A 13,946-nucleotide genomic window follows, 5' to 3' on the forward strand; every position below is an offset into this window, starting at 1 on the left:
ACCGGCGGAAGGATTGCCGATGTCCGACGAGCTTCCGATCCCCCGGCAGGGCGACCGGTCCGAGGAACCGGCCGTGATCGAGTGGGGTGCTGTCGACCCTGCTCCGCGGCGCCGGTTCGGCTGGTCCCTGGCCGGTTTCGCACAGGACCCTCGGCTGCCCCTGCTGCTCGCCGGTCTGGGCGCGGTCGCCGGGGTCGCCTCGCTGGTCGGGGAGTGGCTGGTGATGAGCCTGCCGAACGGCGGCGGGCCCGAGGGTGAGGGCACGATCGAGGTGCCGGCCGGGGTGTCCGAGGTCGGCGGTTTCGGCGTTGGCTACCTGGTCGGGCTGCTCGGTCTCGTCTGCGCCGTGGCGCTGGCCCTGCGGGGCACGGCGGCCGTGCGGCCGAACGCCCGGTTGGCCGGTCTCACCCTGGCCGGTGCCCTGTTGGCGGTGCTGATCGCCGCCACGGCCACCCTCAACGACCCCAGCCAGCGCAACTTCTTCTACTCGCCGCCGGACGGGTTCCGGGCCGAATACGGCCGTGGGCTGGTGATGGCTTTCGCCGCCTGTGTGCTGTTCGCGGTCGCCCTGCGGCTGACGCCCGCCACATCCACCGGCACGTTCGCCGGGCCACCAGACGATGACGGGCCCGCCGACGCGCCGCCGTCGCGACCCTGGCGCCGCCGCCGCAACCCCGACCCCATCGAGTACGGCCCACCCGCCCCAACCGACCTGACAGTCACCCCCGCCGCCCCCTTCGCCCACCCCGACCCCCAGCCCTAAACCCACCCACGCCCCACGCCCCGGCGATCTCGCACTTACTGCCCCGACATAAGGGACAGGAAGGGCGAGATCGCGGGGGAAGGCGGCGGGGCGGGGTGGGCGTTGTTCGCGTCCGATTCGTCTGGAAGCCGTGGATGCGACCCTTTGCGCGAGGTACGGTTGCTGCCCGCCGTGACGCCGGGTCTCCTCAACAGAAGGGGACAGCAGGTGCGACGGCGGCGGGCGAAGGAGGAACGATGACCCGCCCGGGCCTGCCCAAGCTGATCGCGACCGACCTCGACGGCACGCTGGTGCGCAGCGATGACACCGTCTCCGCGTACACCCATGGGGTGCTCGACCGGGTGCGGGCTGCCGGAATTCCGGTGGTCGGCGCGACCGGACGCGGCCCTCGGTTGACCGAGTTGACCCGCAACGACATCCGGGCCGCGGACTTCCTGGTGATGGCCGGCGGCGGCCGGGTGGTCGACCAGAGCGATCCGGCCGGCCCCGTGGTGCTCCGCGACGAGCGGCTGCCCGCCGAGGTGCTGGCCCGGCTGCTGGCCGACCTGGAGGCCGAGGTCGGCCCGCTGACCGTGATGGTCGAGGCGTCCGACGAGCACGATGCTCCGCTCTGGGGCGACTATCACGAGAGTTGGCCCTACCAGGACCGGTTCGAGGCGCGCAGCCGCGCGGAGTGCCTCTCCTGCGACGTGATCAAGGCGTTCGCCCGGACCGCCGACCACCACGTGGACGAACTGCTGGCGGTGGCCCGCCGGATCGTTGCGCCGCAGGTCGCCACGCTCACCCAGGCGGGGCTCGGCTTCATCGAGATCTGCCCGCCCGGCGTGGACAAGGCCACCGGGCTGACGGTGGTGGCGCAGAGCCTCGGCGTCGATCCGGCCGACGTCCTGGTCTTCGGTGACATGCCCAACGACCTGCCGATGTTCGAGTGGGCCGGCTGGTCCCGGGTGGCGGTGGCCAACGCGCACCCCGCCCTGCGCGCCGCCGCGGACGAGGTGACCCTGCGCAACGACGACGACGGTGTGGCGGTGTACCTGGACCGGCTACTGTCCCGGTGATGCAAGAGACACCCCGCCTGGTCGCCACCGACATCGACGGCACGCTGATCCGCGACGACCACACCGTCAGCCCCCGCACCGCCGACGTGCTCGCGCGGATCTCCGCGCGAGGCACGCCCGTCGTCCTGGTCACCGGCCGTCCGGTCCGCTGGCTCAAGATGGTGTACGACCAACTGGCCCAGCCGCTGCCGGCGGTCTGCGCCAACGGCGCCGTGGTCTACGACCCGTTCTCCGACGAGGTGGTGCGGGCCGACCCGCTCGCCCCGCACCACCTGGCCGAGGTGGCCCGACGGCTACGGGCCGAGGTGCCCGGGATCAGCTTCGCCGTGGAGATCCTGGACAGCCGGGAGATGCGGCACGAGGCGCACTACCCGCTGCGCTGGGACGTCGACCCGGAGGGCATCCGACCGATCGAGACGCCGGAGGAGTTGCTCTCGGTGCCGGCGGTGAAGCTGCTCGCGCGGGCCGGCGAGCAGGACCCGGACGCCTTCGCCGAGCTGATCGCCGCGGCGGTGGCGGGGCTCGCCGAGGCCACGCACTCGTCGTCCTCCGGCCTGGTGGAGATCTCCGCGGCCGGGGTGACCAAGGCGGCCGGGCTGGCCTGGTACTGCGACCAACTCGGGGTGGCCGCGGCGGACGTGCTGGCCTTCGGCGACATGCCCAACGACGTGCCGATGTTGAGCTGGGCCGGCCGGGGCGTGGCGGTGGCCAACGCGCACCGCGCCGTCCTGGCGGTCGCCGACGACGTGACGACGGCGAACACCGAGGACGGCGTGGCGGCGTACCTGGAGAAGGTTTTCGGGGTGGACTGAGGGTTACAGGTACTGGCCGGTGTTGTGGCCCTCGCCGCCGCCCGGCTGGCCGATGCCGGACATCCCGGGGACGATCCCGCCGGGGCCACTGGGCAGCGCCTGGCGGCCACCGCGCATCTGCTCCAACTGCACCCGGGCGGCCATCTGCTGGGCCACCAGGGCCGCCTGGATGCCGTGGAACAGGCCCTCCAGCCAACCGACGAGTTGGGCGTGCGCGATCCGCAACTCGCCCTCGCTGGGGGCCTTGTCCTCGGTGAAGGGCAGCGAGATGCGCTCCAGCTCGTCGCGCAGCTCGGGGGCGAGGCCCTCCTTGAGCTCGACGATCGACCGCTCGTGGATCTCGCGCATCCGGTTGCGGCTCGCGTCGTCGAGAGGTGCGGCTTTCACCTCCTCCAGCAACTGCTTGATCATGCTGCCGATCCGCATCACCTTGGCCGGCTGTTCGACCAGGCGGGTCGGGTCCTCACCCTGGCCCTCGTCGGTCTGCATCGTCCCGATCGGCCGGCCGTCCGGACCGACCACCACGACAGTGCCGGGGTGGCCGGAGTCGTCGGTGCCGGGCTCGTCGTCCTGTCCAGCTGAGCGCGCTTCGGTCATGGGGTCCATCTTTACCCAGCGGGCTGGACCGTTGGCGCCCGGGACCGACTACCGGGACCGAACCACCCGCGCGGGCGCGCTACCGTCGCGCCATGCCTGCCGACCCGCGCGCCGTGTTGACCCGGCCCGCACCGGGGCCCGACCGGACCGTGGCGTACGGCGACCACCCGGATCAGGTGGCCGACCTGCGGTGCCCGGCGGGAGCGGGTCCGGCGCGCCCGCTGGTCGTCGTCCTGCACGGCGGTTTCTGGCGGGTCGAGTACGACCGACGACACACCGACCCGTTGGCTGCGGCACTCGCCGCGGACGGCTACCCGGTGGCGCAGTTGGAGTACCGGCGGACCGGGCAGCCGGGAGGTGGCTGGCCGGGCACGTTGACCGATGTGCTGACCGGGGTGGCCGAGCTGCCCAGGCTGGCCGCCGAGGCGCTGCCCGGCCGGGTGACCCGGGCCGCGCCGATCCTGGTCGGGCACTCCGCCGGCGGCCACCTGGGGCTGTACGTGGCGGCCACCGCGCCGGCCACGGTGGGCGGGGTGCTCGCCCTGGCCCCGGTGGCCGATCTGGGCGAGGCGTACCGGCGGGATCTGGACTCGGGCGCGGTGGCCGCGCTGCTCGGCGGCGGCCCGGCCGAGTTCCCGGACCGGTACGCGGCGACGGATCCACGGCTACTGGTGCCGACGCGGACACGGACGGTAGTTTTGCACGGCTCGGAGGATCAACAGGTTCCGGTGGAGATGAGCCGGGACTTCGTCGCGGAGGCCACTGCCGCAGGATCCGATATCTCCCTTGTTGAGCTGCCCGGATGCGAGCATTTCGGGCTGATCGATCCGGAGTCCGCCGCCTGGCCCCGCGTCCTCGCCGAGTTGCGGTCCCTGCAGGTTGATCACTAGCCATTGACGCAGCGTCGCGGACCAGGTAGAACGCCGGAGGGGCGGTGTTCAGCCCTGCAACGCTCCTTGGAAGGAACTCGGTGTCGCAGATGAATCGCAGGCGGGCGCTCCAACTGTTGGCCGCGCTCGGTACCACCGGGTTCGTCGCCGGATGTGGCTCCGACTCCGACCCCGAACCGACGGTCAACCGCAGCCCGATCAAGATCGGGCTGATCACGCCGCAGGCCGGCGGTTTCAAGAGCATCGGCGATGACATCACCAACGGCTTCCAGCTCTTCCTCGACCTGCACGACAAGCGGCTGGGCGGCCACCCGGTGGAGTTGTTGACCGCCGACGAGGGCGACACCGCGAAGACCGGCAAGGCCGCCGTGGACGGCCTGCTCAAGCAGGGTGTGCTGGCGCTCACCGGGGTGGTCAACTCGGCGGTGATGGTCGGCATCCGGGACACCGTCGAGCAGGCCAAGGTCCCGCTGATCGGCTCCAACGCCTCACCGAGCAGCCTGCAGAGCGTGTTCTACATCTGGCGGACGTCGTACGTGCTGGACGAGGCCGGCAAGGCGCTGGGCCGCTACCTGCGCGACCAACTGCCTGCCAACGGCCGGGTGGCGATCATCATGCCGGAGAACGTCGGCAGCCCCGACGTGGTGCGCGGCTTCCGGCAGGAGTTCGGCGCGACCGACCCGCGCATCAGCGACCCGGTCACCTACACCAGCGCCAACCCCAACCCCGGCAAGACCGCGTTCTCGGCGGACATCAGCACCGCGCTGGCCAAGGAGCCCACGGCGGTCTTCTGCTTCTTCGCCGGAGCCGCCGCGGTGGAGTTCATCAAGCAGTTGCGGGAGAAGTTCGCCGGGCCGATCTACGCACCGGGCTTCCTCACCGAGGGCACCGTGCTGGAAAGCCTGAAGGAAAATGCGCTGGGCATCCAGACCGCGCTGAACTACTCGGCCGACCTGAACAACACGTCCAACCGGGTCTTCGCCTCGGCCTACCGCAAGAAATACCAGGTCACCCCCACCACGTACGCGATGGCGTCGTACGACGCGGCGCAGGTGCTCGACCAGGCGATCCAGCTCACCGGCGGCTCGCCCAACCCGCAGCAGGTCAACCTGGCACTCGGCAGGATCGGCCAGATCGACAGCCCGCGCGGCATCTGGCAGTTCAACCAGCCGCGTACCCCCCAGCAGAAGTGGTACCTGCGGGAGGTGCAGCGCGACGGCCAGGTCATGTCGAACGTGCTGATCAACGAGCTGGCCACGCTGGGCTGACCCCGGAGCAACGACAGGGCCGGCCTCCCGTTGGGGAGGCCGGCCCTGTCGTACGGGGAGTCAGTGCCGCAGCTCGGCGATGCAGCACTTCACGCTGCCGCCGCCCTTCTTCAGCTCGGCCAACTCGACGGGGACCGGGGTGTAGCCGGCCGCCTTCAGCTTGCCGGCGAACCGGGTCGCCTCGCTGTTGAGCACCACGTTCGCGCCGTCACTGACCAGGTTCAGCCCGAAGGCCAGAGCGTCCTCGTCGTCGGCGAGCACCGCGTCCGGGAAGAGTTGGGTGAGCACCCGCTGGCTGGCCGCGGAGAACGCGCCCGGGAAGTAGGCGACGTTCGAGTCGTCGATGACCGTGAGTGCCACGTCCAGGTGATAGAAGCGGGGGTCGATCAGACGCAGGGACACCACCGGCCGACCCAGCGCCTCCTGCGCCTCACCGTGCGCCGGAAGCTCGGTGCGGAAGCCGTGCCCGGCGAGGATGAGGCCGCCGTGCGCCTCCGGCACGTACGCGAAGTCGCCCTCGCCCTCGTTGGTTTCGCCAGGTGCGACGAACCGCCAGCCCTGCGACTCGTAGAAGGCGTGGTGGGCGGCTGCCTCGGCGGCCCGCTGCTCGTGCTTGAACCGAGCGCCGTACACGCTGCCGTCCACCACGAAGGCACCGTTGGCGGCGTAGACCATGTCGGGCAGGCCCTGCTCGGGCGTGAGCAGGTGCACCTCGTGGCCGAGACCGACAAGCGTCTCGTGCAGCCGGTCCCACTGTTTGACGGCCAGGTCCCGGTCGACGGGCGTGGTCACGTCCATCCACGGGTTGATCGCGTACTCGACCGCGAAGTGCTCGGGCGAGCACATGAGATATGTCCGCTTTCGCGGGACTCGCTGCTGGTTCACGGTCACCAAGAGTAGGTACCGTAGAACTTTGGTAACAGCCACAACCGTTGCTTCTCAGAGGCGGAACGTTGCAGATAGACGCGGTAGACCAGCGGATCATTGCGTTACTCGTCGCCGACGCCCGTGCGTCGTACGCCGACATCGGCACCCGGGTGTCACTCTCCGCCCCGGCCGTCAAGCGTCGCGTCGATCGGCTACGCGCCACCGGCGTGATCCGGGGATTCACGGCCGTGGTGGATCCGGCCGCCGTCGGCTGGACCACCGAGGCGTTCGTCGAGTTGTTCTGCGCCGGCCGGACCACCCCCGCCCAGATCGGCGTGGCCGCCCGGCGACACCCGGAGGTGGTCGGCGCCTACACCGTCTCCGGGGAGGCGGACGCGCTCGTGCACCTGCGCGCCGCCGACATCGCCCACCTGGAGGCGGCGCTGGAGCGGCTGCGCGCCGAGTCCTTCGTGACCTCCACCCGCAGCACGATCGTGCTGTCCCGCCTGGCCGAGTCCCCGGGCGTCGGACCGTCGCCCCGCACCGCTTGACCTCAACCCTGGTTGAGGAGATGAAGTGGTCGGGAGCGTGGGCACGCCGCCCACCGCAGCCAAGGGGGACGTGATGCGTGCGGTCTGGTTACGTGAGTTCGGCGGGCCCGAGGTGCTGGTGCCCGGCACCGCGACCGACCCGACACCCGGCCCCGGTCAGGTGCTGATCGACGTCGCGCACGCGAACATCACCTTCGTCGAGACGCAGCAGCGCGCCGGCGGCCCCGGTCCGTTCCAGGTCACCCCGCCCCTGATCCCCGGCAACGGCGTGGGCGGGGTGATCGCCGCCCTCGGCCCGGACGTCGACCCGGCACTGCTCGGGCGGCGGGTGGTCAGCGCGACCGGCGGCTCCGGCGGATACGCCGAACGCGCGGCGGTCGACGCCGCCGCGCCCATCGAGGTGCCCGCCGAGCTGGCCCTGGACGAGGCGGTGGCACTGCTGGCCGACGGGCGTACCGCCACCATGCTTGTCGAGGCGGTCGGCATCCGCCCCGGCGACCGGGTGCTGGTGGAGGCAGCCGCGGGCGGCGTGGGCAGCCTGTTGGTGCGGCTCGCGGCCCAGGCCGGTGCCCGGGTGATCGGCGTCGCCGGTGGGCCGCGCAAGGTGGACCTGCTACCCGGCCTGGGCGCCGACCTGGCCGTCGACTACCTCCAGCCAGACTGGGCCGACCGCGTCCGGGCCCCACTGGGCGGCGTCGACGTGGTGTTCGACGGGGTCGGCGGCGCGGTGGCCCGAGCGGCCTTCGACCTGCTGGACCCGGGCGGTCGCATGGTCAGCTTCGGCCTGGCGAGCGGGGAGTGGTCCCCGGTGTCAGCGGAGGCCGCCACGGCACGGCAGGTCACCCTGGTACGGCCGGACACGTCACCCGCACAACTGCGGGCGTACACCCGGCAGGCCCTGGCCGGCGGTGCGGCCGGCCGCCTGCGCCCGCTCATCGGCCAGCGATTCCCGCTGGAACGCGCCGCCGACGCGCACGCCGCCATCGAGGCGCGCGCGACGGTCGGCAAGACCCTGCTGGACGTCTAAGGCCTGTTTCATGAGGGCGGTCGAGCCGAGGCGGAGTCCGGGAGGCGATCCGGCAAGGCGCGGTTTCGTCCGGATACCGGTGTTGTATCCGGGCGAGACCGCAACGCCGCCGGTCGTCGTCCGGGCCCGCCGCAGGCCGGCCAGGTCTTATGAAACAAGCCTTACAGGTACATGCCGGTGCGGTGCTCCGAGTCGTCGCGCCGAACCGGCTTGTCGCCCTCGCCGAAGAACCGCTTGCCGCCGAACTCGCCGTGCAGACGGTCGTCCAGCTCATCGGCGAGCCCGGTCATCACCTGCACCGCAAGCATCAGGTGGGTGGCCTGGAAGTTGCGACCGAAGACCGGGATGGACGCCCAGACCGTGTCGTCGGCGCAGTAGAGGCGGCCGATCGGCATCCGGTTGGTCAACTCGGAGAGCTTGACGTAGAGCCGCTCGGTCGGCTCCACCTCGGTGAGCACCGGGGAGAACACGTCCACCAGCGGCGGATTGTCCCGCACCCGCACGAAGACCATCGCCGAGCCCGCCCGGATGTTGATGTCGCCGTCCGAGTCGACCTGCAACCGGTCGGTGTCCGACTTGAGCATCGTGGAGACCACGGTCCGGACCCGATCAGCCAGGTCGAGCACGTCGTCCCGCTCGACCTGCGCGGAGGCCGCCTCGGCCAGCGCCTCCTCCAGGTCGGCCTCGACGTCGGCGTCCGGGCCGAACTCGCTGCGTGCCGTGCCCAACGGGTCCACGGCAAGCGGCTCGCTCTCGGCGTCCTGCACCAGGTAGACGAGGAACGCCGGGTGCGGGGCGCCGTAGACGTCGCGCAGCGTCCGGGAGAGCAGCGCGGCGATCCGGGTGGACTCGCCCGTCGTGCCGTCCAGCCCGAAGAAACCGCCGGATCCGGCGACCACCCCGGGTGGCGACCAGCCGAGCGCGACCATGTCCGCCACCGCGCCGCGGTCCAACCGGTAGCCCGCCGGCAGCGTGGCGTTGCCGACCGCCCGCGCGGACAACGCGCCGCCGTCGTGCACGTCCACGCTCACCGAGTAGACGGCGTCCCCGGTGCCGGAGGCGGTCGGGTCCAGGGTCACCTCCAGGTGCGCGCCGACGGGCAGCTCCCGCAGCCGCACGGCGAGCGCACGGGCGAACTCCTGCCACGCCTCGGTCACCTTCGCCCGCAGGTCGGTCGTGCTGGGTTCGTCGAGCAGGATCGATTCCGCCGGCTCGGCCGTAGCGCCGGGCAGGTCACCGATCGGCGCCGAGGGGTGGTCAGCCGTCATGATCGCCTCCGTCCGTCACGATCACCCTACCCACGCCGCCTGGCGGCTCAATCAGCCCGGACCGGGATCGGACAACGGCGGTCAGGGGGCCGTCGGGTCCGCGGGGTCCGCGCCCAGCTCGACGGGCCAGGCGCCGGCCAGGGCACTGAGTCGGGCCGCGGCGTCCGCCGGGTCGGCACCCCGCCCAACCGCCAACCCCAGCAGGTACGCGGTGACCGGCGCACCCGGCCGCAGCACCTGGTGGGCGACGTCGCGGGCCAGATCCAGCACCGCCGGAACCGGCACCCCGGTCGGGTCCAGCTCCAGCTCGGTGCACGCCGCCGTGACCCAGTCGTCCATCACCGTCATCGCGCCCACTCCTCCGCCCGGCGTACGTCCTCGTCAGTGTCGCAGTCGAACCAGGGCGGCGGGCCCTCGCCGGACCAGGGCACCTCCCGCACGACGAGGCCGGCCAGCAACGCCCGGACCGGGGCACCGGACAGGCTGCCGCCCCGCTCGACAGTCAACCGGTCCAGCGCGGCCCGCAGCGCCGCGACCCGCCAGACACCGCAGAGCGACTGCCGCCGTCCGTCCCCGTCGACGAAGCACGCCCCGTCCGGCCGACGCCCACTCTCGACCAGGCCGCTGCCGACCGCCGGAGCGGCGTCGGGCCTCGCCGAGGCGGCATGGCGGGGGCTTTCCTCGGCGAGGTGGGCCAGCAGGTCGCCGATCGCGGCCCGGGTGAGCAGCGGCAGGTCGGCGGCGAGCAACGCGACCAGGACGATGTCGGTCTCCAGCAATGCCAGCCCGGCAGCGGCGGCGGCGACCGGGCCCCCGCCCGGCGGATCCTCCCGGACGACCCGCACACCCGCCGGCACGGAGTCGGCCGCACCGACCAGCACGCGCGGCGTCGCGTCGGTGACGGCAGCCAGCACCCGGTCACGCATCGACCGGCCACCGACCCAAAGCGCAGGCTTGTCCACCCCACCCATCCGTCGGGCGGCCCCACCCGCGAGCACCACTGCGGCGTACGTCCCCACCCGGTCACGGTAGCCGTGCCAACGCGCGAACGGGCCAACCCGACCCGTCGTCCCGGCGATCATGAAGTTATCGCTCGACACGCCGACGACACGCGCGGACATCCCCATGATCAACGCGCCGGGTTGGGGTGGGTGGGGTGGAGGATGGCGGGATGGGACGGGCAACTGATCGGCGCGGCGTACTTCGGATCGACCTGGACGCAGCGACCGCCGGTCGCGGGTCCATCCGTCGGCCGGACACGCTGGCGGTGGAGGAGCCGCTGGAGATTCGGGTCGGCGCCGCCGGCCCCGGCCGGCGACAGCCCCTCGCCGTGACCATGCGTACCCCCGGCGACGACCTGGACCTGGCCATCGGGTTCCTCCTGACCGAAGGGCTGATCCGGTCGACCGACGACGTGTTGACCGCACAGCTCTGCGCTGGCGCGGAGACGCCGAACACGTACAACGTGGTGGACGTGGTGCTCGCCCCCGGCGTGCCGGAACCGACCACCGACCCGTCCCGGAACTTCTACACGACCAGTTCCTGCGGAGTCTGCGGCAAGGCCAGCATCGACGCGATCCGCACCCGGTCACAGTTCCCGGTCTCCGCCGATCCGCTCAGCGTGTCGGCCACGCTCCTCGCCGAACTGCCCGACCGACTTCGCGCCGCCCAGCGTGGCTTCGACCGGACCGGCGGGCTGCACGCGGCGGGCCTGTTCACCCCCGGCGGAGAGCTGGTGGTGCTGCGGGAGGACGTGGGCCGGCACAACGCGGTGGACAAGGTGATCGGCTGGGCCGTGCGGGAACGTCGACTGCCACTGGCTGGACACCTGCTGCTGGTCTCCGGCCGGGCCAGCTTCGAGCTGACCCAGAAGGCGTGGATGGCCGGGTTGCCGCTGCTGGCGGCGGTGTCCGCCCCGAGCACACTCGCCGCAGAACTGGCCGACGAGGCCGGGATGACGCTCGTCGGTTTCCTGCGCGGCCGGACCATGAACGTCTACACCGGCCCCCACCGCATCACGCTGGAGCAGCCGGCCTGACGCCCCCGCCCGCGCCGATCTTGCACATTCTGTCCGCCCATAATGGCGACCGAGACTGCAAGATCGGCGTTCCAGGCGGTGAGCTCACTTACCGATCCGGTCGATCAGGTCGAACAGGGCCAGCCGCGCGGCGGCGTCGCGGGCGATCAGGAAGCCGGCGATGCCGAGGATCCAACCCAACGCACCGCCCGCCTTCGAGACGATCCACGCGTTGAGGCGGGCCAACACCGGCTCGACAAGCGCCGGGCGGGCCACCCTGGCACCCAGCAACACCACCGCTGGCAGCACCATGACCAGGCAATATCCGGCGAGCAGCGCCACCACGGCCACCGCGCCCACCCCCGAGGTCGCCAACAGACCCACCGCGCCGAGGTACGGGAGCATCGTCGCCACCTCGGCGAGCGCGGCGAGTAGCGCCAGCCCGACCAGCCAGCGGGCCGAGGAGTCGCCGGCGGTGGCCCGGTCCCGCCACCGCAGCACTCCACCGGTACGGGGGCGCCGCTTGCCGTCGTAGCGGAAGCTGAGCGCCAGCATCGCGACGCCCAGCACGAGTTGCGACCAGAGGACAGCCCGGTTGTCCAGGGCACCGCCCAGCGCATCGCCCAACCTGCTGCCGCCCCACACCAGCAGCAGCCCTACCGCGAGATAGAACGCCGCGATGGTGGCGAGGTAGCCCAGGATCCGGCGGGCGTTGACCGGCCCGGGGGCGAGCAGCAGCCAGACCGGGATGAAGAGGGTGCCGATGCTGGTGCTGTCCACCAACGCCAGCCCGGCCAGCGAGAGCAGCAGTTCGGGGGTCACCCGATCATTGTCGGCCGGCTCGCGCCCCGCCGAGTCGGCCGCGATCAGGAGAAACGCGTACATCCTTCGACGGAGGGCTGCGCACGGACGCGCACGGGGCGATCGCCCTCGGGGGACGAGTGATGAGCGGCGCGGCGGGCTGTCGCAGGCTCGCCCTGGCACGCACTCGCCCATGATCGACTCGGGTTTGCTGATACCGCGGTGTCCTGGTGGCGGGGACACCCCGACTTTCAGGAAACCGGGTCGATCATTGATCAATCGACAGACCGCCGGCTGTGCGGCGACGATCTCGACGGCCCCGCGGCGTCTCTCCGGGCGCGGTCGAGCACCCATCCAAGGAACCGTTCGGCGTACACCGCGGGCTTGGGATCTAGACCCAGCTTGAACGCATCCGTCAGCGCCTCCACGGCAAGCGTGTGCAGCAGCAGCGCGAGGCCGTCAAAATCGCGTTCCCACCGTCGCAGCAGCGCCAGCCGCGCGGGAGAGCACGGCCAGGGGGCGCCGCATGTCGTACAGCGCCAGTGCGGGTGACCGGGGTAGTGCGGCCGCGGGATCATCCGACGCGCAGTGGGGTGCGGACGACGGGCCGGCGGGCGATCGGCCTCGTTGGCGCGGGGTTCGAGGGCTCGCTCACGACGCGCACGCCCTCGCGCCGGACGTACAGTTCGCGTCTCGCCCGCGCGTCGCCCGTCGGACTCAGCTCGTAGCCGTCGACCCAGACCCACCCGTCGTACGTGATCCAATCCAACTCGCGAATGATGCGCACACGAATCGGGCGCATGAATTGGACGCTCGCGGCGGTGGTCAGCTCGATGATTTGACCCGCCCGCATCTTCCCGGTCATCGCGGCACCGAACGGCAGTCAAGGACACGGTTGGCGCGTAAGTCTGGGCGCGGCGGGGGCCATGGGGTTGGCGGGCACTGGACGGGTGTGGGTGCGGGTACGGGTTTCGGTGCGGGTCGATCCTCGGGCATGCCTTCCCCTCCCATTGATTAGGAGGGGCCGCCCCTGAGTGCTCGCCCACGGGGCGGCCCCGGGCTGACACCGCCGCCGGGCTGCGCCTCCACCAGCGGTGCCGCTTACCCGACACGGTTTCAGCGGGTGCAGGACGCCTATACCGTCCGTATGCGACCATCGAGGGACGTCTAGGAAAGGTCCCCTTGCGATGACGCGAAACGACGTCCTTGGACACGCCCTGAGATCGGCGGGTCTGACCGTTGCTGACCTCGCCGCGAAGTGCGATGTGGACGCCAAGACGGTGGAGCGGTGGATTAGCAGGGGTCGAGTCCCTCACCCCCGCTCCCGGATGCGGGCCGCCGGGGTGCTGGGTCAGGATGTAGAGGTGCTATGGCCCGAGGTCGTTCGCCGCGCAATCAAAGTTGGATCCGACCGTGAACTGGTCGGCGTGTACGCACGCCGCTCCGACCTTCCAAGTTCGCTGTTCCGAGAGTTGATCAACAGAGCGAGTACGCGGTTGTGGTTCGGCGGATACACGAGCTATTTCGTGTGGCTTGAGGTACCTAACGCCGCCGCCGCCCTCGGCGCGAAGGCCCAGGGCGGAGCCGATGTGCGCTTCCTCCTGGGTGACCCGCGAAGCGATGTCACCACCGCGCGGGAGCGGATCGAGGCGACTCCCCTCACGCTCGCGACCCGCATAGCGATGACACAAGCGGAGATCGCCAAGTCTCCGGAACCTCTTGCGGTCCGGCTGTCAGAACGACACGTTGCCATGTCTGTCTGGATCTTCGATGACGAGGCGATCGTGGCAACACACATCGGCGCGGGGCTCGGGCAGGACTCAGTGACGATGCATCTCCGACGCAGGGAGTCCGGCGGCCCGTTCGATCGTTACGTGGAGCACTTCGAGTCCCTGTGGGACGCCGCCGGGGCGGCGTAGCTGCGCTGATGGCTAGCCCGGTCGCTCCCTGACCCGTGATCGACTCGGGTTTGCTGATACCGCGGTGTCCCGGTGGCGGGGATGCCCCGACTTTCAGGAAACCGAGTC

15 protein-coding genes and 1 pseudogene are annotated in these 13,946 nt (G+C 71.5%); 9 read left to right on the top strand and 7 right to left on the bottom strand.

The annotated features are described in order from the left end of the window. The first annotated feature begins 19 nt into the window (after positions 1–19). From AB0B57_RS06710 to AB0B57_RS06720, 3 genes are all read left to right on the top strand, one after another. A complete protein-coding gene (locus AB0B57_RS06710; protein WP_357065952.1) occupies positions 20–763 on the top strand; it encodes a hypothetical protein in 744 nt (247 codons plus the stop codon). 236 nt (positions 764–999) lie between these two features. Beyond that, positions 1,000–1,821: an HAD family hydrolase gene (locus AB0B57_RS06715; RefSeq protein WP_357065955.1), complete on the top strand. Its 822-nt coding sequence runs from the start codon at positions 1,000–1,002 to the stop codon at positions 1,819–1,821. After that, positions 1,821–2,633, top strand: coding sequence for an HAD family hydrolase (locus AB0B57_RS06720; RefSeq protein ID WP_357065958.1), 813 nt, complete (start codon positions 1,821–1,823; stop codon positions 2,631–2,633). The genes AB0B57_RS06715 and AB0B57_RS06720 overlap by 1 nt, the downstream gene beginning before the upstream one ends. A 3-nt stretch (positions 2,634–2,636) precedes the next feature. Here the strand turns inward: AB0B57_RS06720 and AB0B57_RS06725 are convergent, their stop codons facing one another. Then, entirely contained in the window at positions 2,637–3,239 is a 603-nt protein-coding gene (locus tag AB0B57_RS06725) for a bacterial proteasome activator family protein (RefSeq protein ID WP_357065961.1), read from the bottom strand. 83 nt (positions 3,240–3,322) lie between these two features. Between AB0B57_RS06725 and AB0B57_RS06730 the strand changes: the two genes are divergently transcribed. Next, on the top strand, positions 3,323–4,120 hold the full coding sequence (locus AB0B57_RS06730) for an alpha/beta hydrolase (RefSeq protein WP_357065963.1): 798 nt from the start codon (positions 3,323–3,325) through the stop codon (positions 4,118–4,120). A gap of 80 nt (positions 4,121–4,200) precedes the next feature. After that, positions 4,201–5,388 (top strand): ABC transporter substrate-binding protein, encoded by a 1,188-nt coding sequence (locus tag AB0B57_RS06735; protein WP_357065966.1) that lies wholly within the window; start codon positions 4,201–4,203, stop codon positions 5,386–5,388. Positions 5,389–5,448: 60 nt separating this feature from the next. Here AB0B57_RS06735 and ddaH read toward each other — a convergent pair whose 3' ends face one another. Beyond that, positions 5,449–6,282 carry a dimethylargininase gene (gene ddaH / locus AB0B57_RS06740; protein ID WP_357065968.1) on the bottom strand — a complete coding sequence of 278 codons (834 nt, stop codon included), beginning with the start codon at positions 6,280–6,282 and terminating at the stop codon, positions 5,449–5,451. Positions 6,283–6,341: 59 nt separating this feature from the next. On the opposite strand from ddaH, the gene AB0B57_RS06745 reads away from it, so the two are divergent. Further along, positions 6,342–6,806 carry an Lrp/AsnC family transcriptional regulator gene (locus AB0B57_RS06745; RefSeq protein WP_357065971.1) on the top strand — a complete coding sequence of 155 codons (465 nt, stop codon included), beginning with the start codon at positions 6,342–6,344 and terminating at the stop codon, positions 6,804–6,806. Between the two features lie 25 nt (positions 6,807–6,831). Beyond that, on the top strand, positions 6,832–7,833 hold the full coding sequence (locus AB0B57_RS06750; RefSeq protein ID WP_357065975.1) for a zinc-binding dehydrogenase: 1,002 nt from the start codon (positions 6,832–6,834) through the stop codon (positions 7,831–7,833). Positions 7,834–7,994: 161 nt separating this feature from the next. Here AB0B57_RS06750 and AB0B57_RS06755 read toward each other — a convergent pair whose 3' ends face one another. The 3 genes and pseudogenes from AB0B57_RS06755 to AB0B57_RS06765 all read right to left on the bottom strand — a co-directional run. Further along, a complete protein-coding gene (locus tag AB0B57_RS06755; protein ID WP_357065977.1) occupies positions 7,995–9,101 on the bottom strand; it encodes a hypothetical protein in 1,107 nt (368 codons plus the stop codon). Positions 9,102–9,182: 81 nt separating this feature from the next. After that, a complete protein-coding gene (locus AB0B57_RS06760) occupies positions 9,183–9,449 on the bottom strand; it encodes a DUF6457 domain-containing protein (RefSeq protein WP_357065980.1) in 267 nt (88 codons plus the stop codon). Then, positions 9,446–10,132: pseudogene (locus AB0B57_RS06765) on the bottom strand (NTP transferase domain-containing protein); the annotation flags it as partial. The pseudogene AB0B57_RS06765 and the gene AB0B57_RS06760, both read right to left, overlap by 4 nt. 140 nt (positions 10,133–10,272) lie before the next feature. Between AB0B57_RS06765 and fdhD the strand changes: the two are divergent. After that, on the top strand, positions 10,273–11,139 hold the full coding sequence (gene fdhD / locus AB0B57_RS06770) for a formate dehydrogenase accessory sulfurtransferase FdhD (RefSeq protein WP_357065983.1): 867 nt from the start codon (positions 10,273–10,275) through the stop codon (positions 11,137–11,139). 84 nt (positions 11,140–11,223) lie between these two features. Here fdhD and AB0B57_RS06775 read toward each other — a convergent pair whose 3' ends face one another. Then, the gene (locus AB0B57_RS06775; protein ID WP_357065986.1) at positions 11,224–12,003 is read right to left on the bottom strand and encodes a GAP family protein; all 780 of its coding nucleotides are present in this window, start codon (positions 12,001–12,003) and stop codon (positions 11,224–11,226) included. A 490-nt stretch (positions 12,004–12,493) separates the two neighbouring features. Then, positions 12,494–12,784 (bottom strand): hypothetical protein, encoded by a 291-nt coding sequence (locus AB0B57_RS06780; RefSeq protein ID WP_357065989.1) that lies wholly within the window; start codon positions 12,782–12,784, stop codon positions 12,494–12,496. 322 nt (positions 12,785–13,106) lie between these two features. On the opposite strand from AB0B57_RS06780, the gene AB0B57_RS06785 reads away from it, so the two are divergent. Beyond that, entirely contained in the window at positions 13,107–13,838 is a 732-nt protein-coding gene (locus tag AB0B57_RS06785) for an XRE family transcriptional regulator (protein ID WP_357065991.1), read from the top strand. The last annotated feature ends 108 nt before the right edge of the window (positions 13,839–13,946 follow it).

The organism is Micromonospora sp. NPDC049101 (assembly GCF_040648675.1).
In the GTDB taxonomy this organism is placed as follows: Bacteria; Actinomycetota; Actinomycetes; order Mycobacteriales; family Micromonosporaceae; genus Micromonospora.

What these genes read in the sequence shown, in the direction of transcription:
- AB0B57_RS06710 (WP_357065952.1), top strand. Translation starts at nt 20, where the DNA reads ATGTCCGACGAGCTTCCGATCCCCCGGCAGGGCGACCGGTCCGAGGAA.
- AB0B57_RS06715 (WP_357065955.1), top strand. Translation starts at nt 1,000, where the DNA reads ATGACCCGCCCGGGCCTGCCCAAGCTGATCGCGACCGACCTCGACGGC.
- AB0B57_RS06720 (WP_357065958.1), top strand. Translation starts at nt 1,821, where the DNA reads ATGCAAGAGACACCCCGCCTGGTCGCCACCGACATCGACGGCACGCTG.
- AB0B57_RS06725 (WP_357065961.1), bottom strand. Translation starts at nt 3,239, where the DNA reads ATGGACCCCATGACCGAAGCGCGCTCAGCTGGACAGGACGACGAGCCC.
- AB0B57_RS06730 (WP_357065963.1), top strand. Translation starts at nt 3,323, where the DNA reads ATGCCTGCCGACCCGCGCGCCGTGTTGACCCGGCCCGCACCGGGGCCC.
- AB0B57_RS06755 (WP_357065977.1), bottom strand. Translation starts at nt 9,101, where the DNA reads ATGACGGCTGACCACCCCTCGGCGCCGATCGGTGACCTGCCCGGCGCT.
- AB0B57_RS06760 (WP_357065980.1), bottom strand. Translation starts at nt 9,449, where the DNA reads ATGACGGTGATGGACGACTGGGTCACGGCGGCGTGCACCGAGCTGGAG.
- fdhD (WP_357065983.1), top strand. Translation starts at nt 10,273, where the DNA reads ATGGGACGGGCAACTGATCGGCGCGGCGTACTTCGGATCGACCTGGAC.
- AB0B57_RS06775 (WP_357065986.1), bottom strand. Translation starts at nt 12,003, where the DNA reads ATGTACGCGTTTCTCCTGATCGCGGCCGACTCGGCGGGGCGCGAGCCG.
- AB0B57_RS06780 (WP_357065989.1), bottom strand. Translation starts at nt 12,784, where the DNA reads ATGACCGGGAAGATGCGGGCGGGTCAAATCATCGAGCTGACCACCGCC.
- AB0B57_RS06785 (WP_357065991.1), top strand. Translation starts at nt 13,107, where the DNA reads ATGACGCGAAACGACGTCCTTGGACACGCCCTGAGATCGGCGGGTCTG.